Origin of the sequence: Flavobacterium sp. TMP13, assembly GCF_050847115.1 — a bacterium.
Classification (GTDB): domain Bacteria; phylum Bacteroidota; class Bacteroidia; order Flavobacteriales; family Flavobacteriaceae; genus Flavobacterium.
This window is the reverse complement of the sequence record NZ_CP193656.1, coordinates 1922614-1945367: the sequence shown is the minus strand read 5'-3', so window position 1 is coordinate 1945367 and position 22754 is coordinate 1922614. Positions and strand designations below refer to the sequence as shown.

Annotated in this window: 14 protein-coding genes; 9 read left to right on the top strand and 5 right to left on the bottom strand. The window is 36.4% G+C overall.

Translation table 11 applies throughout. From position 1 onward, the window contains the following. Nucleotides 1-235: 235 nt before the first annotated feature. The 7 genes from rlmF (at nt 236) to pafA (ending at nt 10856) form a co-directional block, all read left to right on the top strand. On the top strand, nt 236-1186 hold the full coding sequence (gene rlmF, locus ACRASX_RS08515) for a 23S rRNA (adenine(1618)-N(6))-methyltransferase RlmF (RefSeq protein ID WP_066307581.1): 951 nt from the start codon (nt 236-238) through the stop codon (nt 1184-1186). 216 nt (nt 1187-1402) lie between these two features. Further along, nucleotides 1403-4447, top strand: coding sequence for a TonB-dependent receptor (locus ACRASX_RS08510; RefSeq protein WP_432220884.1), 3045 nt, complete (start codon nt 1403-1405; stop codon nt 4445-4447). 124 nt (nt 4448-4571) lie between these two features. After that, nucleotides 4572-6563, top strand: a complete 1992-nt coding sequence (gene uvrB, locus ACRASX_RS08505) for an excinuclease ABC subunit UvrB (RefSeq protein WP_066307584.1) — start codon at nt 4572-4574, stop codon at nt 6561-6563. Between the two features lie 28 nt (nt 6564-6591). After that, nucleotides 6592-7398 (top strand): alpha/beta hydrolase, encoded by an 807-nt coding sequence (locus ACRASX_RS08500; RefSeq protein ID WP_432220883.1) that lies wholly within the window; start codon nt 6592-6594, stop codon nt 7396-7398. 37 nt (nt 7399-7435) lie between these two features. After that, nucleotides 7436-8464, top strand: coding sequence for a dipeptide epimerase (locus tag ACRASX_RS08495; protein WP_432220882.1), 1029 nt, complete (start codon nt 7436-7438; stop codon nt 8462-8464). 171 nt (nt 8465-8635) lie between these two features. Continuing rightward, a complete protein-coding gene (locus ACRASX_RS08490) occupies nt 8636-9103 on the top strand; it encodes a DUF1456 family protein (RefSeq protein ID WP_066307590.1) in 468 nt (155 codons plus the stop codon). A gap of 133 nt (nt 9104-9236) precedes the next feature. Further along, nucleotides 9237-10856: an alkaline phosphatase PafA gene (gene pafA, locus ACRASX_RS08485; protein ID WP_432220881.1), complete on the top strand. Its 1620-nt coding sequence runs from the start codon at nt 9237-9239 to the stop codon at nt 10854-10856. A gap of 146 nt (nt 10857-11002) precedes the next feature. On the opposite strand, the gene lysA is transcribed toward pafA, so the two are convergent. The 3 genes from lysA to gltB form a co-directional block, all read right to left on the bottom strand. Then, the gene (gene lysA, locus ACRASX_RS08480) at nt 11003-12223 is read right to left on the bottom strand and encodes a diaminopimelate decarboxylase (protein ID WP_066307594.1); all 1221 of its coding nucleotides are present in this window, start codon (nt 12221-12223) and stop codon (nt 11003-11005) included. 175 nt (nt 12224-12398) lie between these two features. After that, a complete protein-coding gene (locus ACRASX_RS08475; protein WP_432220880.1) occupies nt 12399-13853 on the bottom strand; it encodes a glutamate synthase subunit beta in 1455 nt (484 codons plus the stop codon). 4 nt (nt 13854-13857) lie between these two features. Further along, nucleotides 13858-18366, bottom strand: coding sequence for a glutamate synthase large subunit (gene gltB, locus ACRASX_RS08470; protein ID WP_432223078.1), 4509 nt, complete (start codon nt 18364-18366; stop codon nt 13858-13860). 618 nt (nt 18367-18984) lie between these two features. Here gltB and sucC point away from each other — a divergent pair. Beyond that, nucleotides 18985-20178 carry an ADP-forming succinate--CoA ligase subunit beta gene (gene sucC, locus ACRASX_RS08465; RefSeq protein ID WP_066307597.1) on the top strand — a complete coding sequence of 398 codons (1194 nt, stop codon included), beginning with the start codon at nt 18985-18987 and terminating at the stop codon, nt 20176-20178. A 119-nt stretch (nt 20179-20297) separates the two neighbouring features. Here the strand turns inward: sucC and ACRASX_RS08460 are convergent, their stop codons facing one another. Both ACRASX_RS08460 and ACRASX_RS08455 read right to left on the bottom strand, forming a co-directional pair. After that, nucleotides 20298-21029 carry a YggS family pyridoxal phosphate-dependent enzyme gene (locus ACRASX_RS08460; RefSeq protein ID WP_432220879.1) on the bottom strand — a complete coding sequence of 244 codons (732 nt, stop codon included), beginning with the start codon at nt 21027-21029 and terminating at the stop codon, nt 20298-20300. Nucleotides 21030-21031: 2 nt separating this feature from the next. Further along, nucleotides 21032-21748 carry an AAA family ATPase gene (locus tag ACRASX_RS08455; RefSeq protein WP_432220878.1) on the bottom strand — a complete coding sequence of 239 codons (717 nt, stop codon included), beginning with the start codon at nt 21746-21748 and terminating at the stop codon, nt 21032-21034. A gap of 414 nt (nt 21749-22162) precedes the next feature. On the opposite strand from ACRASX_RS08455, the gene ACRASX_RS08450 reads away from it, so the two are divergent. Next, on the top strand, nt 22163-22708 hold the full coding sequence (locus ACRASX_RS08450; RefSeq protein ID WP_432220877.1) for a hypothetical protein: 546 nt from the start codon (nt 22163-22165) through the stop codon (nt 22706-22708). Nucleotides 22709-22754 lie beyond the last annotated feature (46 nt).

The following is a 22754-nucleotide window of genomic DNA, read 5'->3' as shown; positions in this document are numbered from 1 at the left end:
AAGTCGCAGCCATCTTCTAGCGCCAAGAAAGCCCTGACCTTATAATAGCACTAGAAACGCTGATTAAAAAATAAGAGCCAATTATACAAGATACCTTCAATATTTACTTTTTATAATCATTTTAGTCTGCTAATTTAAGTGCCGTTTAAAATAAGTAGTATTGCCGTTCTATTACTATTCAATCTTAAAATATATCCAATTTGGAATATGTATCTTTGCGCCGAAATAAAATCTAATGAAAGAGACCTCCACTTCGGTTAAGACCAATTTGCATCCTAGAAATTTACATCGAAGCCGTTATGATTTCGAAAAACTTATAGGGCAAAACCCTGCATTGAAACCGTTTGTTTTTGTAAACAAACACCAAATTGAAAGTATCGATTTCAGTGAACCCGAAGCTGTAAAACAACTCAATAAAGCATTATTGCAAACGTATTACGACATTCAAAATTGGGATATTCCTAAAGATTATCTTTGTCCGCCTATTCCTGGTCGCGCAGACTACATTCATTACATCGCCGACTTATTAGCTTTATCTAACGACGGAAAAATTCCCGAAGGAGAAAATGTAATGGGATTAGATATTGGCGTAGGTAGCAATTGTATTTACCCAATTATTGGCAATGCTACTTACGGTTGGAGCTTTGTTGGTACAGACATCGATCCAAAAGCAATTGATAATTGTAGCGCAATCATAGAAAACAATCCGAAATTAAATGAGGTAATTAGTTTGCAGCAACAAACAGAGTCGCGTTTTATTTTTAAAAATATTATTACTCCAGAAGATCGTTTTGCATTTACACTTTGCAATCCTCCTTTTCATAATTCTGCTGAAGAAGCACAGAAAAGCACGATTCGGAAAGTAACTAATTTGAATCCGACTGCGCAAAAAACTGACAAGCCTGTTTTAAATTTTGGTGGACAACATGCCGAATTGTGGTGCGATGGTGGCGAACTAGCATTTATTAAGCAAATGATTTATGAAAGTGCCAAATACCCAATGCAATGCTTATGGTTTACAACTTTAGTGTCAAAAAGTGATAACCTAAAAACGATTTATAAAACCTTAGCAAAAGTTCAGGCCGTAACCATAAAAACAGTTGATATGGCACAGGGACAAAAAACAAGTCGTTTTGTAGCGTGGACTTTTATAAGTGAAACACAGCAAAAAGCATGGAAATTTTAAAGTAAGTTGTTGATTTGTTTTTTAATAGAGAGCTCTAAGACGATTATGAAATCAATAATTATAGTTCTGCAGAAAAAAACATCCTATTATTACATTCTTTCAAAAAAATATTTGATATCAATCATAATTCAATATTAAATTGAAATTCAGTCGAATAAATAAATTTTAACGTTATTTAAGTAGTATTTTAGCCAATATAACCTTAAACAACCACAAATGAAAAAACTTCTGTTTATTCTAACCTTAATTTTCTCGGTTGCACTAAGCGCTCAGGAAATTAAAATTACCGGTGTGGTAACCGATGAATCAAACGCAACCTTACCTGGAACAACTATTATTGTAAAAGGAACTGCAAAAGGAACCACATCTGATTTTGATGGTAGCTACAGCATTACTGCAAAAATGGGAGATGTTTTGCAATTTTCTTATGTTGGACTAGAAACAAAATCATGGACTGTAACGGGAAACTCATTAAATGTGACTCTAAAAGGTTCTGGCGAATCACTAGAAGATGTTGTTGTACTAGGATCTCGTAATCCTGCTAGAACAGTAACAGAGTCTACAGCTCCTATTGATGTCATCAATATGAAAGACATTTCTTCGCAAGGACCACAAGTCAATTTAAGTCAAATTTTAAACATGGTTGCGCCATCTTTTACGTCAAACTCTACAACTGTAGCTGACGGAACAGACCACATTGACCCAGCACAATTAAGAGGTCTAGGTCCAGACCAGGTTTTAGTTTTAGTGAACGGAAAAAGACGCCATACTTCTTCCTTAGTAAACATAAATGGTTCTCCGGGTAGAGGATCTGTAGGTACAGATTTAAATGCCATTCCTGCTTTTGCTATCGAAAGAATTGAAGTGTTAAGAGATGGTGCTTCGGCACAATATGGTTCTGATGCTATTGCCGGTGTAATCAACATTAATGTTAAGAAAAATACCAATAAATTAGATGTCAATCTTTTTTCTGGCGGAAACTTTTCTAAAGGTGCTAATGACCATTCCGGTGGTGTTGATGGTGGAAATTATCAATTAGACTTAAACTACGGAACCAGTTTGGGTAAAGAAAAAAGTTTTATTAATGCGACCGCAAGTTTTCAACTTAGAGATGCTACAAGCAGAGCAAAAGATGTAACTGGAGCTTTATTCAACGCCTACAATGCTATAGAGGATAGAGCTGCGACTGCAGGAACAAATATTAATTCTTTGTTCGCAAACATTACCAATACACCAAACACCGCACAAATACTTAGTGCAATTAAATTATACGCTCCATCGGTAAGTTACTTTACAGGTGCACAGCAAACCGCAATTCTCGACGCTACCACTATTTCTCAAATGCAAACCGCTCTAAACTTTGATGCTACAGACGGTGAATTAGCCTTTAGAAATTTACAGAGAAAAGATTTTAATATGAGAGTCGGACAATCTTCTTTAAAAAGTGCTCAATTCTTTTTAAACGCTGCTTATCCGATAAATGATAATCTAGAAATTTATGCTTTTGGAGGAACAAGCTATAGAGATGGTGAAGCTGCTGGTTTTTACAGACGACCGAATCAGTCGCGAGGATATTCAGGTTTATACCCGAATGGATTTTTACCAGAAATTCACTCTACAATAAATGATGCGTCTGTTGCCGCGGGACTTAGAGGACTGTTATTTAAAGATTGGAATTTTGATTTGAGTAATACATTTGGTAGAAATGCTTTTGATTATTCTATTGAAAATACAGTGAACTCTTCGATGAGAGAAGGTTCTCCAACTGAATTTGATGCTGGTGGTTTAGCTTTTGCACAAAACACCACTAATTTTGACATGAATAAAAAGTACGACGTTCTTCAAGGTTTAAATGTAGCTTTTGGAGCAGAGTACCGTCATGAAAACTTTAACATTAGTCAAGGTGTGCCGGACTCTTACAACCTGTATGATATTAATGGAGCGGTTGTAACGGGAACAACTCCTGCAAACATCAAAGTAACTGACTTTTACAATGCTACAAGACCAGGTGGAGCACAAGTTTTTCCAGGTTTCAGACCTGCAAATGCAGTTGATAAAGGACGTAATAGTTATGCTTTATACACTGACTTAGAATTAGACGTTACTGAAAAATGGTTGGTTAACGGAGCCTTGCGTTTTGAAAATTATTCAGATTTTGGAAACACAACTAATTTCAAAGTAGCCACACGTTACAAAGTAACAGAAAACATCAATTTACGCGGAGCGATTTCAACTGGATTTAGAGCACCATCTTTACACCAAATCTATTTTAATTCGACGGCTACACAATTTGTAGGTGGCGTACCATTTGAAGTAGGAACTTTTAGCAACGATTCGCAACCAGCGCAATTATTAGGAATTCCTAAATTGAAGCAAGAAGAATCTAAAAGTGCTAGTATTGGTTTTACTGCAAAAATTCCTGCCGCTAACATCACTTTAACTGCAGATGCTTACATCGTACAAATTGATGATAGAGTCGTTCTTACTGATCAATTTTCTAGACCAGGTGGAACTCCAGCAGCGGGAACGCCAAACGCTACTTTAAATGCTTTATTTGATACTGCAGGCGCAACAGCAGCCACATTTTTTGCTAATGCAATTGACACAGAATCAAAAGGTATTGATGTGGTAATTAGTCATAAAACAAGTTTTGGAAACAATGTTTCTTTAAAATCAGATTTATCAGGAACGTTCTCCCAAACGTACCGAGTGGGTACTATTCATGCTTCACCAATATTAGAGGCTGCTGGTCAAGTAAACAGATATTACTCTGAGGCAAGTCGTGTGTATTTGCAAGAAGCAATTCCAAGAGTTAAGGCTAATTTGACTAACTCATTAACGTATAAAAAATTCGATTTCTTTTTAAGAAATGTTTATTTTGGAAAAGTGACCGATCCTAACACTGCTGATGCAAATGGAGACGGAAGAGTTGAAGGAGCGCTGGTAAATGGCCAAGTAATTGAAGTAGAGCACCCAATTTGGGGAGCAAAAATAATCACTGATTTATCGGTAGGTTTCAAAATCACAGAAGCGGCCAAAATTGTCATCGGAGCCAATAATATTTTTGACATTTATCCTGATGAAAATTTAGGCCCACAAAGCGTGATCAGACCAAGATTAGTTGGTGGTGCTATTGACTATACGGCTACTCCCTCTACTATTGATTTATCAAATGCAAACCAATTTGTCTATTCAAGAAATACATCTCAATTTGGTCAAAACGGAAGATTCCTTTTTGCTCGATTAAGTTTCAGTTTCTAATAATTACCTTTTTAAAAATGAAAAACCATCATGCTCAGCAAGATGGTTTTTTTTTGGCTTAAACTTAAGTGCAAAAAGAATTCAAACTTTGTAACTTTGTAATTCTTAATTTTCAACATAACAGATGAATTTCCAAGTTGTTTCCGATTACAGTCCTAAAGGCGATCAACCGCAAGCTATCGAAAAATTATCCCAAGGAATTGAGGATGGTGAAAAGTTCCAGACACTCTTGGGAGTTACGGGCTCAGGAAAAACCTTTACGGTAGCCAACGTAATTCAAGAAGTGCAACGTCCTACATTGGTTTTGGCGCACAATAAAACATTGGCTGCTCAGCTGTATTCCGAATTCAAGCAGTTTTTTCCCAATAATGCGGTGGAATATTTTGTGTCGTATTACGACTATTACCAACCCGAAGCTTTTATGCCAGTAACTGGTGTTTTCATTGAAAAAGATTTATCCATCAACGAAGAATTAGAAAAAATGCGGATGTCAACAACGGCTTCGTTACTTTCTGGTCGGAGAGATATTTTGGTTGTCGCATCGGTTTCCTGTTTGTACGGTATTGGAAACCCTGTAGAATTTCAGAAAAATTTAATTCCGATTGAGAAAGGTCAAGTTATTTCTCGAACTAAATTATTGCATCAGCTGGTGCAAAGTTTATATTCTAGAACCGAAGCTGATTTTAATCCGGGAAGTTTTCGAATAAAAGGCGACACAGTAGATGTGTATCCAAGTTATGCCGATGAGGCGTATCGAATTCATTTCTTTGGAGATGAAATTGAAGAAATAGAAAGTTTTGATACCAAAGACTCTAAAGTCATTGAAAAGTTCGAGCGATTGACCATCTATCCGGCTAACATGTTTGTGACTTCCCCCGACGTATTGCAAGGTGCAATTTGGGATATCCAACAAGATTTAGTCAAACAAGTAGATTATTTTAAGGAAATTGGTAAGCACTTAGAAGCAAAACGTCTGGAAGAGCGTACCAATTTTGATTTAGAAATGATTCGAGAATTAGGATATTGCTCTGGAATTGAAAATTATTCTCGATATCTCGACGGCCGTCTACCTGGCACCAGACCCTTTTGTTTGCTCGATTATTTTCCAAAAGATTATTTAATGGTTGTCGATGAAAGTCACGTAACACTTTCGCAAGTGAGTGCCATGTATGGAGGCGACAGAAGCAGAAAAGAAAATTTAGTAGAATACGGTTTCCGTCTTCCGGCAGCAATGGACAACCGTCCGTTGAAGTTTGAGGAATTTGAAGCCATGCAAAATCAGGTGATTTATGTATCGGCGACTCCAGCTGATTATGAATTAGCCAAAACAGAAGGTGTCGTAGTTGAACAAGTAATTCGTCCGACAGGATTATTAGATCCAATTATTGAGATTCGACCAAGTTTGAATCAAATTGATGATTTAATCGAAGAAATTCAGGTTCGAGCTGAAAAAGATGAGCGCGTTTTAGTGACTACTTTAACTAAGAGAATGGCTGAAGAACTGGCTAAATACTTAACCAAAGTCAGCATTCGTTGTCGTTATATTCACTCAGAAGTGGACACCTTAGAACGAATTGAAATCATGCAAGATTTGCGAAAAGGAATTTTCGATGTTTTAATTGGTGTGAATTTACTTCGTGAAGGACTGGATTTACCCGAAGTTTCGTTGGTCGCTATTCTAGATGCCGATAAAGAAGGTTTTTTAAGAAGCCATCGTTCGCTGACTCAAACCATTGGTCGTGCCGCGAGAAACTTAAACGGAAGAGCGATTTTATACGCCGATAAAATTACGGCCAGTATGCAAAAAACAATCGACGAAACCGAATACCGCCGCAACAAACAAATGACGTTCAATACCGAAAACAATTTGGTGCCGCAAGCCTTAAATAAAAAAATAGAAAGCGCTTTTACTAAAAATCCGTTGGCTGATTATGAATTGGGCCTCACTTTAAACGCGGCAGCAGAACCAGACACTACCTATTCTTCGAAAGCAGATTTAGAAAAAATGATTCGAGAAAAACGAAAATCAATGGAAAAAGCAGCGAAGGAATTAGACTTTATGCAAGCCGCTAAATTGCGTGACGATATTAAGAAACTACAGACACAATTGGCTTAATTTTTTATTTCTAAATACATGTTGCTTCATGAAAATAAAAATTTTATTTCTCGTTTTAATCTTTGGTTTTCTTAAGGCAACAGCGCAAGAAAGTAGTGCTAGCATAAATATTTTGACTTTTTCGATTGATTCGCCAGAGTTGCAGACAACTAAAAAGATTTGGATCTATTTGCCCGAAAACTATAGAAATTCGAACACCAAATATCCGGTGTTGTACATGCATGATGCTCAGAATTTATTTGATGCCAAGACTTCTTTTGTAGGAGAATGGAATATTGATGAAAAACTAGATAGTTTGCGAGCTCGAATAATTGTGGTGGGAATTGAACATGGAAATGAAAAGCGGATTGACGAGCTTACGCCTTATCCTAACGAAAAATATGGTGGCGGAAGCGGTGAAAAGTACACCGAATTTATTGTACAAACATTAAAACCCTACATTGACTCTCATTACCAAACAAAGACCACAGCAAAGAGTACATCAATTATGGGCAGTTCTTTGGGTGGACTGATCTCGATGTATGCCGTTTTAAAATATCCTAAAACGTTTGGCAAGGCTGTTATTTTCTCACCTTCATTTTGGTTTTCTGATAAAATCTATAATTTGGCTGCAATAAGTCCGAAATTGGATAGCAAAATATATTTTTTATGCGGCGATCATGAAAGTGATGATATGGTTAGTGATCTTCAAATGATGAAAACCTTACTTTTAGAAAACAAAGTGATTGCTTCTAAAAACATGGAAACAAAAATAATTAAAAAGGGCGAGCATAATGAAAAACTCTGGAGAGATGGTTTTGTACAGAGCTTTTTATGGTTGGCAAAATTTCAATAATTCATCACTTTTTTATTCAATAAATATCAGACGTCTAATGAAACTTCAATTAAAATCTTACGACTTAAAGTTAAAAAATACGTTTACTATATCTCGAAAATCAATTGACAGTCAACCTTCTTTGGTTGTCGCATTAACGGCTGATGGTTTTTCGGGCTACGGAGAAGCAACTTCTAACCCCTACTATAATGCTAGTATTCCCGATTTAATGACTGAAATTGAAAAGGTTAGACTACTAGTTGAACAAACTTATGGTATTCCTCCAGAAGCTTTTTGGGATACGCTTGCACCCCATTTAGCACACAATAAATTTGCATTATGTGCTTTGGACAATGCGTATAATGATTGGTATGCCCGAAGTAAAAATTTAAAACTCTACGAATTGTGGCAGTATAACATCAGTACAATTCCGTTAACGAATTACACGATAGGAATTGATACTATCGAAAATATGGTTGCGAAATTAAAAGCAAAACCGTGGCCAATTTATAAAATTAAACTAGGAACTGCAGATGATATTGCTATTGTAACCGAGCTGAGAAAACACACTAACGCTATTTTTAGAGTAGATGCTAATTGCGCTTGGACAGCGGAGCAAACTATAACTAATGCTACTACATTAAAAAAATTAGGTGTAGAATTTATAGAACAGCCTTTGGCAGCTGCAGATTGGGAAGGACAACGAGACGTTTTCAAGAAATCGATACTACCAATTATTGCCGATGAAAGTTGTATAACCGAAGATGACGTCGCAAAATGTCACGGTCATTTTCATGGAATTAATATTAAACTAATGAAATGTGGTGGCGTAACGCCCGCCCGACGTATGTTGACGCAAGCGAAACAATTGGGATTAAAAACTATGGTTGGTTGCATGACAGAATCGACCGTAGGTATTTCGGTAATCGCACAACTATTGCCCGAATTGGATTATGTAGATATGGATGGTGCTTTGCTTTTATCTGAAGATATTGCCAGCGGAGTGACTATTATGAATGGTAAAATTGAATATGCTTCTGGCAATGGAACAGGCGTTTCATTATGTGAGGGATTGGGTGAGGGATAGCAGCGAAAATCCTTTTTTGATTTTTTATCAAAAAAGATTGAAGTGCATAGCCCGACCCGCTTTTTCTGCGGGTCACCCCCAAATTAAGATATTCGATTTTATTTTGAATCTGAAAAAATCAAATATGAAATTGGAAAGCCTAGAAAACGTACCTTTGTAAAAAATAAAATGATGACAAATAACGATATCTTAAAAAAATTACGCGTGGCTTTGATGCTCCGTGACGATCAAATAGTAGACATTTTAGAATTAGTAGATTTTAGAATCACTAAATCGGAATTAGGTGCTTTTTTTAGAGCTGAAGACCACCCGAATTATATGGAATGTGGCGATCAAGTTTTGCGTAACTTTTTGAATGCATTAGTAATACATTTGAGAGGGACGAAGGAAAACCCTAAAAATCCGACAGAAGTTTTAGCAAAACACAAAGCAGAAATTCCGAAAAAAGAAGGTCAAAATGACAGACCTGAATTTAAGTCAAAACCAAGAGACGAGGAAAAACATAGAGGTGATCAAGATCCTACTAAAGCAAAATATGCTACTAAAAAGACTTCTAAAAAAGAGTTTCCTAAAGGCAACAACAAACCGCAAGTTGTCGAAAAAGTAAAATACAATTTTGGTAAAAGCAAAAAATCCTAAGTTTAGACTTGGGATTTTTTTTTAATAAAGACAATTTATTACTTCTTAAAATGGGCTGTTTTTTGCTTGAATTCTAAAACAAGCTCATATTCTAAAAGCGAATCACTATTTTTGCTACAAATTTATTTAAAACATGAAAAAACTTATTGTATTTGTAACAATTGCACTTGTTACTGCTTTTGGTTTAAAAGCACAAGAACGTCCCAAATTAGTAGTTGGAATTGTAGTGGATCAAATGAAAATGGAGTATCTATACCGTTTTTCAGATGACTTTTCACCGAATGGTTTCAAGAGATTAATGAATGATGGTTTTGTTTTTCAAAACATGCATTACAATTATATGCCAACCTATACGGCACCAGGACACGCTTCGATTTACACGGGAGCAACTCCTTCGGTACACGGAATTGTTGGTAATGGTTGGTTTAGCCGTAAATTAGGTAAAACTATGTACTGCACCGATGACGCTAGTGTAAAAACGATTGGTGATGGTAGCAAAGAAGAAGGTGAAATGTCACCTAAAAATCTTCAAGCAACCACCATCACCGACGAATTGAGGATGGCAACAAACTTTAAAGGTAAAGTTATTGGATTGAGCATGAAAGATCGCGGTGCTATTTTACCTGCGGGACATTTTGCTAATTGGGCTTTTTGGTATAGCAATACAGGTTCTTTTGTTTCTAGTTCTTTTTACGGAGATGCTTTACCGAAATGGGTAACTAAATTTAATTCGGAAAAACGCTATATGTCGTATTTCAAAAAAGGATGGGATTTGTACAAACCAGCGGCTACTTATAATGAAAGCTTACCAGATAATAATCCGTATGAAGGAAAATTACATGGCAGCGAAACACCAACTTTTCCGTATGATTTGAAAAAAATGTATGAGAAAAAAGATGCTGGTATTATAAAAGCAACTCCTTTTGGAAATGATTTATTGGCAGAATTTGCCATGGAAGCTATAAAAAGTGAAGAATTAGGTAAAGATAATATTATAGATTTCTTGGCTGTGAGTTTCTCATCTACGGACTATGTTGGACATTTGTTAGGACCACGTTCTATGGAATTGCAAGACACCTATTTACGTTTGGATCAAACTATTGCTGATTTTTTAACGTACTTAGACAAAACTGTAGGTAAAGGAAATTATTTATTGTTTTTAACGGCTGATCACGCTGGTGCGGAAAATGTGGGCTATTTAAAAGACAACAAATTTGCGGTTGATTATATCAGTCCAAAAACAATTCGCAGCAGCTTAACGGAATTCTCTAATCAAACTTTTGGAGCAGATTTAGTTTTGAACTATTCTAATTTCAATTTATTTTTTAATAAAGAAATAATCAAAACAAAAGGATTAGAATTAAGCAAAGTAAAGCAAGCTTTTAAAGACTATTTTATGACGCAAGACTACATCAAACGCGCATATACTGAAGAAGAAATTTTAGCTTCGACTGGAGCTGATTATTTCTTAGATTTTATTGCGAAAGGATTTGATGCAACTCAAAATGGTGACATTGTTATACTAGAAAAACCAGGTTATTCAGAGCATGCTCTTTTGGGAACTTCGCACGGAACAGCTTATTCTTATGACACGCACGTTCCTGCAATTTTTTACGGATGGCAAATCAAAGCTGGAGAATCGTACAATAAAAAAGACATTACCGAAATAGCGCCAACTATTGCGCAAAAAATAAAAGTTACTTTCCCGAATGGAACTGAATCTAAAGTGTTAGAAGAAGTATTGAATAAGTAACAATTTAATACCATCAAAAAAGCTGCATCAATTGGTGCAGCTTTTTTTTAGCGAATCTTTAAAACTTGAGATTCTATTTCTCCTAAAAATAAAACGGAACTAAAATTATTTTAGTTCCGTTTTTCATTAACAATTAAATATATAACCTACACCGCACCAACTGCTGTTGGTAATGGTATTTGATTCTTCAACAAGTCCTCAAATGTTTCGTGCGCACGAATTAAAAATGCTTCACCGTTCAGCCATAAAACCTCAGCTGGTTTGTATCTTGAGTTGTAATTTGAAGCCATTGAAAAGCAATAAGCTCCTGCATTTCTGAAGCATAAAATATCTCCTTCAGCAATTTCTTGAATTCTACGGTTGCTCGCAAATGTATCTGTTTCACAAATGTAGCCCACTACAGAATAGAAACGTTCTTTTCCTTTTGGATTAGAAATGTTTTCGATAACGTGCTGTGATCCGTAAAACATAGGGCGAATCAAGTGATTGAATCCGCTGTCAATTCCTGCAAAAACAGTTGACGTTGTTTGTTTCACTACATTTACTTTCGCTAAAAACGAACCTGCTTCGCTCACCAAAAATTTTCCTGGTTCAAAGATTAACGTCAAATCTTTACCATATTCGGTACAGAAAGAATTGAATCTTTTTGATAATTTTTTACCTAATTCTTCAATATCTGTTTCAATATCGTCTTTTTTGTAGGGCACTTTAAAACCACTTCCAAAATCTAAGAATTCTAAGTTTTTGAAATTACGAGCCGCATCAAATAAGATTTCAGCAGCGTACAAGAATACTTCGATATCTAAAATATCAGAACCTGTGTGCATGTGAATACCGACAATGTTCATGTTGGTATTTTCGACAATACGCACCAAATGTGGCAATTGATGTACCGAAATTCCAAATTTACTATCAATATGTCCTACTGAAATGTTTTCGTTTCCACCTGCCATAACATGCGGATTGATACGAATACAAACTGGTGCATCTGGATATTTTGCTCCAAATTGCTCTAAAATAGACAAGTTGTCAATATTGATTTGAACACCCATTGCAGCTACTTCTTCTATTTCCTCTAAAGAAACACCGTTGGGTGTAAAAAAGATGCGCTCTGGCTCGTAACCTGCATGCAGTCCGAGTTGTACTTCTTGAATAGAAACAGTATCTAAACCAGCTCCCATATCTTTTAACAACTGAAGAATGGCAATGTTAGACAATGCCTTCATTGCGTAATTAATCTTTAAGTTTTCTACTTTCGCGAAAGCTTTGGTTAATCTTTTATATTGCGATTGAATTTTTTCACCATCGTATACGTATAGTGGCGATCCAAATTGTTCTGCTATTTGTAGTAAATCTTTTGATTGCATGTTTAGTTATTTTAGACAAATTTATTACTCTTTTAAGTTTCTACAAACAAAAAAGATAAAAATAACAAATTATAACAAATTGTTTAAAAACAAACAATTTATACGATTCGTAATTCTTTCGACCAAAAAAGCCCTTGAATTGAAATCAAGGGCTTTGTTATTTCTATTCTTACAATTATACTGCCGGTAAGTCCCCTCCTTCTTTGGTCGCCAAATCGGATTTTCCCATTAAATAAATATCCAATTGGCGTGCTGCTTCTCTTCCTTCAGAAATCGCCCAAACAATTAGCGATTGTCCGCGGCGCATATCACCAGCCGTAAAAATATTAGGTACGTTGGTTTGATAATTTTTCGCCTGGTAATTACCTCTAAAATCAATTTCAAGTCCCAATTGCTGACTCAATGTTTTTTCGGGACCAGTAAAACCCAATGCGAGCAAAACCAAATCGCAAGGCCATGTTTTTTCTGAACCTGCAACTTCAATTAATTCGGGACGTTGACCTGGAATAATTTTCCATTCTACAGAAACAGTTTTCAAAGCAATTAATTTACCTGAAACATCTTTTATAAATTCTTTCGTATTGATTAACCAATTTCTTTCGCAACCTTCTTTGTGTGAACTAGAGGTTTTTAGTTGTAAAGGCCAATATGGCCAAGGCGTTGCGGCACTTCTTCCCACAGCGGGTTTAGGCATGATTTCAAAATTGGTTACCGATTTGGCTCCTTGACGATTGGACGTTCCCACGCAATCTGAACCTGTATCACCGCCTCCAATTACAATTACATCTTTGCCTGTTGCGAGATATTGATTTTCGACTTTTTCGCCATAAACGACCTTCGTTTGCTGGGTTAAGAAATCCATGGCTTGCACCACTCCGTCGGCGTCTGCACCTGACGTTGGTAAACCTCTTTTTTCCGTCGCTCCGCCACAAAGCATAATTGCATCAAACGCTTTTAAATCGCTTATTAGATAATTAACACCAACATTAGTATTGACTTTAAAAATAATTCCTTCTGCCTTTAAAATAGCGACACGTCTGTCGATAATTCCTTTTTCTAGTTTGAAATTCGGAATACCGTAACGCAACAAACCGCCAATCGCATTGTCCCTTTCAAAAACCGTTATCAAATGACCTGCTCTGTTTAATTGTTGCGCTGCTGCTAAACCTGCAGGACCAGAACCAATTACCGCAACAGTTTTTCCTGTTCTTGTTTTTGGAGGTTGTGGTTTGATCCAACCTTCTTGAAACGCGCGTTCGACTATATTTTTTTCGATATTTTCTATAGCAACTGGATCTTCTATAAGTCCAAGCACACACGCTTTTTCACAAGGTGCTGGACACAAACGTCCTGTAAATTCTGGAAAATTATTTGTGGAATGTAAGATCCAAGATGCTTTTTGCCATTCCCCTTGATATATCATGTGATTGAAATCTGGAATTAAATTTCCCAACGGGCAACCACTGTGACAAAACGGAATACCGCAATCCATGCAGCGAGAACCTTGTTTTGATACTTCAGCCACACTCAAAGGAACTGTAAATTCATTGTAATTTGATACACGCTCTTGCACGGCAATGTATGATTCGTCCTGTCTTTCAAATTCTTTAAAACCTGTTACTTTTCCCATTGTATTATGCTGTTAATTCTTCTACCATTTGTTCTTCTGTCTCTAAACGTATCAGTGCTTTTTTGTATTCTGTAGGCATAATTTTTACAAAATTATTCACGCTATTTTCCCAATATTCTAATAAAGCAGTTCCTTTGGTACTGTTAGTGTATAAAACATGTTTTTCAATCAATTGTCTCAAATCATCAGCATCTTCGCCTGCTACTTTTTCAAATTCGATGGTTTCCGTATTGCACAATCCATTGGTAAATTTATTTTCGGGATCATAAATATAAGCGACACCACCACTCATGCCGGCGGCAAAATTACGTCCGGTTTCACCAAGCACCACTACTTTTCCGCCGGTCATGTATTCGCAACCGTGATCACCAACTCCTTCTACAACCGCTGTTGCACCAGAATTACGTACGGCAAAACGCTCGCCTGCAATACCATTAATGTACGCTTCTCCTTCGACTGCGCCAAAGAGACAAACGTTTCCAACAATGATATTTTTATCAGCAGCAAAAGTAGCTGTAGCAGGTTTTTTTATAATCAATTTAGCGCCCGAAAGTCCTTTCCCTAAATAATCGTTGGTATTTCCTTCTACTGTAAAAGTTAATCCGTGTGCGCTAAAAGCACCTAAACTTTGCCCAGCAGAACCGGTAAAATTAATGTTCAACGTATCTTCTGGTAAACCCAAGTGGCCATAAATTTTAGAAATTTCGTTGCTGACAATAGCGCCAACCGAACGATTGGTATTGTTGATTGGAAAATTTAAAGTCATCTTCTCCTTTCGATACAAAGCACGATGTGACTCTTTTAGTATTTGAAAATCTAAAACATTTTCTAAATTATGATCTTGTTTTTCTGTATTTCTAACTACCATTCCACTATAAGCTACTGGCCTGTATAAGATTGACGATAAATCCAATCCTTTAGCTTTGTAATGGTCGATTGCTTTATTGGTGTTTAATTTATGAGTTTGGCCAATCATTTCTTCTAAAGTTCTGAAGCCCAATTGAGCCATAATTGCTCTTAGTTCTTCTGCCACATAAAAAAAGAAATTAATAACGTGTTCTGGCGTTCCTTTGAAGTTTTTGCGCAAGTCTTTATCTTGTGTTGCAATTCCGACTGGACAGGTATTCAAATGGCATTTACGCATCATGATACAACCCGAAGCTACCAAAGGTGCCGTTGCAAAACCAAATTCTTCGGCTCCCAGCAAGGTCGCAATTGCCACATCACGACCCGTTTTTAATTGACCGTCACATTCGACTACAATTCTACTTCTTAAATTATTTAAAACTAAGGTCTGCTGCGCTTCAGCCAATCCCAATTCCCAAGGAAGCCCGGCGTGTTTTAATGACGTTAAAGGTGAAGCTCCGGTTCCGCCATCGTAACCTGCAATTAAAACCACATCGGCTTTGGCTTTGGCAACTCCAGCAGCAATGGTTCCCACGCCAATTTCTGAAACTAATTTCACATTAATTCTCGCTGCTCTGTTGGCATTTTTTAAGTCAAAAATTAACTGTGCTAAATCTTCAATAGAATAAATATCATGGTGTGGCGGTGGCGAAATTAATCCCACAAATGGCGTCGAATTACGAGCTGCTGCAATCCAAGGCAATACTTTTTCTCCAGGTAATTGTCCGCCTTCTCCAGGTTTTGCACCTTGCGCCATTTTAATCTGAATTTCTTTGGCGCTAGACAAATAGTGCGACGTTACGCCAAAACGCCCTGAGGCAACTTGCTTGATAGCGGAATTACGACTGTCGCCGTTCACATCAGGTTGAAAACGAGTTCTATCTTCTCCACCTTCGCCAGAATTTGATTTTCCACCAATACGGTTCATAGCGATTGCTAAATTTTCATGCGCTTCTCTAGAAATAGAACCATAAGACATAGCTCCCGTTTTGAAACGTTTGACAATTTCTGTCCAAGGCTCCACTTCGTCGAGTGGAATGGGATCTAAATTGTCAAATTCGAACAAACCACGAATAGTCATTAAATTTTTGGCCTGATCGTTCACGGCATTCGCATATACATCATAACTGTCTTGATCGCTCAACCGAACGGCTTGCTGCAATTTGGCAATAGTTGTTGGGTTAAACATGTGTCGTTCGCCATTGCGTCTCCAGCGGTATTCGCCACCAATATTCAAGCCCAATCGATTGGCCACCTCGGTATCTGGATAAGCATATTTATAACGAGCCGTAATTTCTTTTTCAATCTCATACAAGCCAATTCCTTCGATTCTTGAAGTCGTGTACGGAAAGTATTTTTGAACAAATTTTGAATTAAAACCCACAATCTCAAAAATCTGAGAACCTCGATACGAATGCAAAGTCGAGATTCCGATTTTATTCATAATCTTCAAAATTCCAGAACCAATCGCTTTATTAAAATTGTCAACTGCTTTTTGTTCAGTAATTCCGGTAATGAAACCCTCTTGTACTTGCACCCTAATAATTTCATTAACCATATATGGATTAATAGCGCTGGCGCCATATCCGAATAAAGTGGCAAAATGATGTGGTTCGCGTGGTTCAGCCGATTCAATGATGATATCAAAATAGGAGCGCTTGCGCAAACGGTTCATTTGATGATTGACATAGGAACAAGCCAATAGTGACGGAATTGGTGCAAATTCTTTGTTCACACCTCGATCTGAAAGTATAATAATATTTATTCCTTGTTCTACCGCTTTTGTAATTTGAACGATAATTGCATCCAAAGCATTTTCTAAACCATTTAAACCTTTGTCTTTTTCATATAAAATTTCAAAAGTTTCTGCTTTGAAATTATCAATCGAAATATTTCTTATTTTTTCTAAATCGTCGTTAGAAATAACTGGATTCTGAATTTTTAATTTGCGGCATTGTTTGCTTGTAATGTCAAAAACATTGCGGTCTTGTCCTAAATTCAAACTAATATCAGTTACAATTTCTTCTCGGATTCCATCTAAAGGCGGATTCGTCACTTGGGCAAATAACTGTTTGAAATAATTTGAAATCAGTTGTGGTCTGTCTGATAAAACCGCTAAAGGCGTATCAGTTCCCATAGATCCCAGCGCTTCTTTACCCGCCTGAGCCATTGGCGTAATTACATCCTGAATGTCTTCAATCGTGTAATTAAACAACCGTTCTCTGGTTTTAAGATCGATAGTTTCTATTGGGCAAACTTCCGACGTTGATGGCACATCTTTCAGGTGCAAACGGTATTTATCCAACCATTCTTGGTACGGTCTCTCCGAAACAATTTTACTCTTTATTTCTTCATCATTAATAATTCGGCCGTTGTTCATGTCTACTAAGAACATTTTTCCTGGTTCTAATCGTCCATGACTCTCTACATCTTCAGGGGCAACTTCTACGACTCCAATTTCTGACGCCATAATTAATTTTCCGCTTTTGGTCACTGTATAACGAGAAGGTCTCAAGCCATTTCTATCCAATAAAGCGCCAATATAATCACCATCGGTAAATGGTACTGACGCAGGTCCGTCCCACGGTTCCATGATACAAGCGTTATATTCATAAAATGCTTTTCTTTCAGGAGACATTGTTTTGTGTTTTTCCCAAGCTTCTGGAATCATCATCATCATTACTTCGGGCAACGATCTTCCGGTGTGTGTCAATAACTCCACAACCATATCCATAGAAGCAGAATCTGATTTTCCTGGTAAAATGATTGGAAATAATTTTTCGATTTGCGGACCAAATACGTCGCTTTTCATGATTTCTTCGCGGACACGCATGCGACTAACGTTTCCTCTTAAAGTGTTAATTTCTCCATTTTGACACATGAATCGGAACGGTTGTGCCAGTTCCCAAGTTGGCATGGTATTGGTCGAAAAACGCTGGTGCACCAAAGCCAAACGAGTGACTAAATCAGTTTGTTGCAAGTCGGTATAATACGGCCCAATATCCTCGGGCATAATTACACCTTTGTATATTATGGTAGTAGTTGATAAACTGGCCACATAGAAATACCCACCTTGAGAAATTTTTGAGTTCGCAATAGTATGTTCTGTAATTTTGCGAGCTGCATATAATTTTGCTTTAAAAACAGCATCGCTAATTACTTCTTTCTGTGCGATAAAAACTTGCTCAATTGCTGGCTCAGAAGCCAAAGCAATTTCGCCTAAATGCGAAGAATCAACGGGTACTGCTCTCCATCCTAAAACAGAAAGCCCTTGTGCTTCCAATTCTTTTTCAAATAACGCTTTGCAGTAATTATATTGATTTTTAATTTTTGGCAAGAAAACCATACCTACAGCGTATTCCCGTGCCGCTGGTAATAAGAATTCACAAACTCGAACAAAATATTCGTGCGGGATGTCAATTAAAAGTCCTGCGCCATCTCCTGTTTTTCCATCTGCACTAACGCCGCCTCTGTGTTCTAGCTTTACTAGAATTTCTAGCGCATCATGAATAATTTGATTGGTTTTTTCTCCTTTTAAATTACAGATAAAACCAGCTCCACAGTTTTCATGTTCGAATTCGGGTAAATAAAGACCTTGTTTTTTAATTTTCATCCGTGCTATATTTTTTATTCAAAAATAAAGAATTCATTGAATAAAATTTAGATAAAACATTCTTTTGATGCAATTTTTACAACATAAACAGGATTTTAATTCGAAAATATCAAATCTGAAAAGAATGGCTTTCCAAATTATCAGATTCACAATTGGAAAGATTCGACCGAGACAAAACTTCATTAAATTAGACATAAAACAAGATTAAATTCATCAAAACGCAAACGTTATAGTGATTTTAGTAATTGTTATTTTTTTGAAAATCACCACAACTCCCCGCTTTTTAAATTTAAAATCGCAACTTAATTCCATCCATTAAAAGCAAAATTGCTCCTTGTATCGACGCTTAAATTATGAAATAATTTTTCTTTCTAGATGTCATTTTTTTAATTACAAGAATTTAAAATGTTGAAAAAATTCTAAAAAAAATCACGCATAGTCAAGGAGTTTCTTACAAGCATAAATACATTTTAAAAACATTTCAAATTAAATAATGAAACCCGTGACTTTTAAAGTTTTAATTTCAAAAATATTTCACTCTTACGTACATTTTTGCTACTTTTGTGCCACTTTTAATCTGAAAAAGATTCAGAACCAGACAAATTCTATATTATGAACATACACGAATATCAAGGAAAAGAGATTTTAGCTAGTTACGGAGTACGCATTCAGCGCGGTATCGTAGCTAATACACCTGAAGAAGCTGTTGCAGCTGCAAAACAATTGACTGCCGAAACTGGTACAGGATGGCACGTAATTAAAGCACAAGTTCACGCAGGTGGTCGTGGAAAAGGTGGTGGAGTTAAGCTTGCTAAGAATTTAGAGCAGGTTAAAGAAATTGCAGGACAAATTATCGGAATGCAATTGGTTACGCCTCAAACTTCTGCAGAAGGTAAAAAAGTGAGTACTATTTTAGTAGCAGAAGATGTTTACTATCCTGGTGAAACTGAAACTTCTGAATTCTATGTTTCTGTTTTATTAAATAGAGGTACAGGTCGCAACATGATTATGTATTCTACTGAAGGTGGAATGGATATTGAAGAAGTTGCTGAAAAAACGCCTGAGTTAATCTTTACTGAAGAAGTTGATCCTTCAGTTGGACTACAAGGTTTTCAAGCAAGAAGAATTGCCTTTAATTTAGGTCTTTCTGGAAATGCTTTTAAAGAAATGGTAAAATTTATCGATGCTTTATATAAAGCTTACATTGGTACGGACGCTTCTATGTTCGAAATCAATCCGGTTTTAAAAACATCTGACAATAAAATTATGGCTGTTGATGCAAAAGTTAATATTGACGATAATGCATTGTACAGACAACAAAAAATTGCCGATATGCGTGACATCCGTGAGGAAAATGCAATTGAGGTAGAAGCAAAAGAAGTTGGATTGAACTACGTAGATCTTGACGGTACTGTTGGATGTATGGTAAATGGTGCAGGTCTTGCTATGGCAACAATGGACTTAATTAAGTATGCTGGTTTTGAGCCTGCAAACTTCTTAGACGTTGGTGGAACTGCAGATGCAAAACGTGTTGAAACTGCTTTCCGTATCATCTTAAAAGATCCAAACGTAAAAGCAATTTTGATTAATATCTTTGGTGGAATCGTTCGTTGTGACCGTGTTGCTCAAGGTGTTGTTGATGCTTACAAAAACATGGGAGATGCTATTAAAGTACCTATCATTGTGCGTTTGCAAGGAACAAATGCTGAAATTGCAAAAGAGTTAATTGACAATTCTGGAATGCCAATTTTATCTGCTGTTGCTTTTCAAGAAGCAGCTGACCAAGTTCAAGCAGCGCTTTCTTAATCTTATAAATAAGATCTTTTTATATATAAAACCTGTTTGAAAGAGCAGGTTTTTTTGTTTAGTAAAACGACATTATTTTTACAAATAGATGTAAAAATATTCTAGAAAGATACCGTTACTTATTTGTTTTCATTCCAGTAGTAACTGTCGGGATGTATTCGTTGCCCGAAGATTGCCGTTCCAACTCTCACAATGGTGGCACCTTCCTCGATTGCTATTTCTAGATCGCCACTCATGCCCATCGACAATTCTTTCATTTCGACATTCGGAATATGCAATTCGGTTGTTTCTTTTTGAATCGATTTTAATAGTTGGAAACAAGTCCGCACTTTATCATTCTCGGCGCTGAACAATCCAATAGTCATCAAACCTTTAATTTTCAAGGTTTCTAATTGTGCTACTTGTTGAATTAGTTCGATTGCGCTGTCTGGATGGACGCCAAATTTACTTTCTTCGTTCGACGTATTTACTTGTATTAAGATGTCAATAGTTTTATTTTCATGCAACAATCGCTGATGTAATTTTTGCGCTAAATCGATTCGATCCACCGACTGAATGCAGCTGACTTTATACTTGAGAATGTCCTTGATTTTATTGGTTTGCAAATGTCCAATAAAATGATTTTCGTGCATCACGGATTGCAATTCTTCAAACTTCTCTTTAATTTCTTGTACTTTGTTTTCTCCAATCAAAGACTGTCCTGCTTCAATTGCGACTTTTATGCGAGCAGCAGAAACTGTTTTGGTGGCCAGCAGCAAACGAACTGTAGCCCGATCGCGATTACTTTTAACACAAGCTGCATCGATTCGTTGCAAAATAGTTTTTAGGTTGGGTATCAGATGCTCCCTCATAATTAATCTGCTTTTTCTTTATTTTCTAATTTTTCGATCACTATTGACTTTACGCTGGTGTAAGCGTAATCTTTGGCTTCGGCAAACGAAATTTCATATTTCCTTTTGATGTTTTTCATTTCCGGAGTAAAAGAGCTTAACAAATTATCGTAGTAAGAATCTAATACCACTGTATTGGGTTTTTCGAAGTTGATTCGGAGTTGAAATCGGCGCAATAAAGCTGTATCAATAATTTCTGGATGATTGGTCGCGCATATTAACAAAGCATTATTCGGGTAATAATCGATTAGTTGAATAATAGTATTGACTAACCTGCGCATCTCTCCAACGTCCTTGTCATCGTCGCCTCTAGCTTTTCCGATTTGGTCAAATTCATCCAAAAAAAGCACTGCTTTATCACGAGCTGCTTTGTCAAAAATTTGTTTGATGTTTTGTGAAGTTTCACCAATTCGGGCGCAAACCACATTACTTAGATTTAATGTCAAAATTGGTTTACCAAGTGCATTTGCAATGGCTTTGGCAGTAGTTGTTTTTCCACAACCAGAATCGCCTTGCAGTAATATCTTGTTGTTTACCGGCAAGCCGTACTTGGTGAGTTCGTCAATATATTTATGCTCCTTGATTAGTTGCTGAATGTGCCTTCGATTGTCATCGTCTAGAAAAACAGCATCAAGAGCAACCACTTCTTTGTCGTCGATAATAAGATTAAATACGTTCATTATAGCAAGTCAAATTTTTGAGTACTAATTTAATTAATAAAGACGAACTCTAATGGTTATGGCTGGTTTTTAATTTTATATTCAAAATATTTTAAGAGTCTAGTAAAAAGGATTGCAAGATTATAAAAGAATAGTTCACAATTAAATTTGAACTACATAATCTGTTTTCGACTTGTAAGTTCGAATGTTTTATTAACCTATTATATAGACGACACTATTAATTACTATATGACTATTTATTGATACAGTCTTCTTAAAAGCTACAATATAAAATCATTAAACTCTATATAACAGCACATTAAAATTATTTCTGTGAATTTTAGAACAATTACAGATTATCGTATAAGACAATTTATCGACTTTAATTGCAATTTTACATCTGTTAAAACAATATAAACAAAAATTAAAAATATCATGGAAAATAATTTAAATAATGACCATACAGGAAGAAATCAAATGTTAACAGGAATGTTTGCTGACCGCGAAAGTACCGAAAATGCGTATAACGCACTTCACGAACGTGGATATTCAAAAGAAGACATCAACTTAGTAATGTCTGACGAAACGCGTAAAAAATATTATTCAGATAAAAATGATGATTCAGAATTAGGAACAAAAGCTGCTGAAACAGCTGGAGCGGGATCTGCAATTGGGGGGACAATTGGCGCTATTGTAGGTGTTATCGCTGCAATTGGAACTAGTGTAGTTATTCCTGGATTAGGATTAATCGTCGCTGGACCTTTAGCCGCAGGACTTGCTGGAGCTGGAGCTGGTGGAATTACTGGTGGACTGATTGGTGCCCTTGTAGGATCAGGAATCCCTGAAGAACGTGCTAAAATCTATGAATCAGGAATTAATGAAGGGCACGTAGTACTAGGTGTTCATCCTAGAAACACAGACGATGCTGACTATTTAGAGCAAAATTGGAATACCAACCGCGGTACCAACATTTACAGATAATACAAACAGTTAAAAAAAAATACCCGTCATTTACTATGGCGGGTAT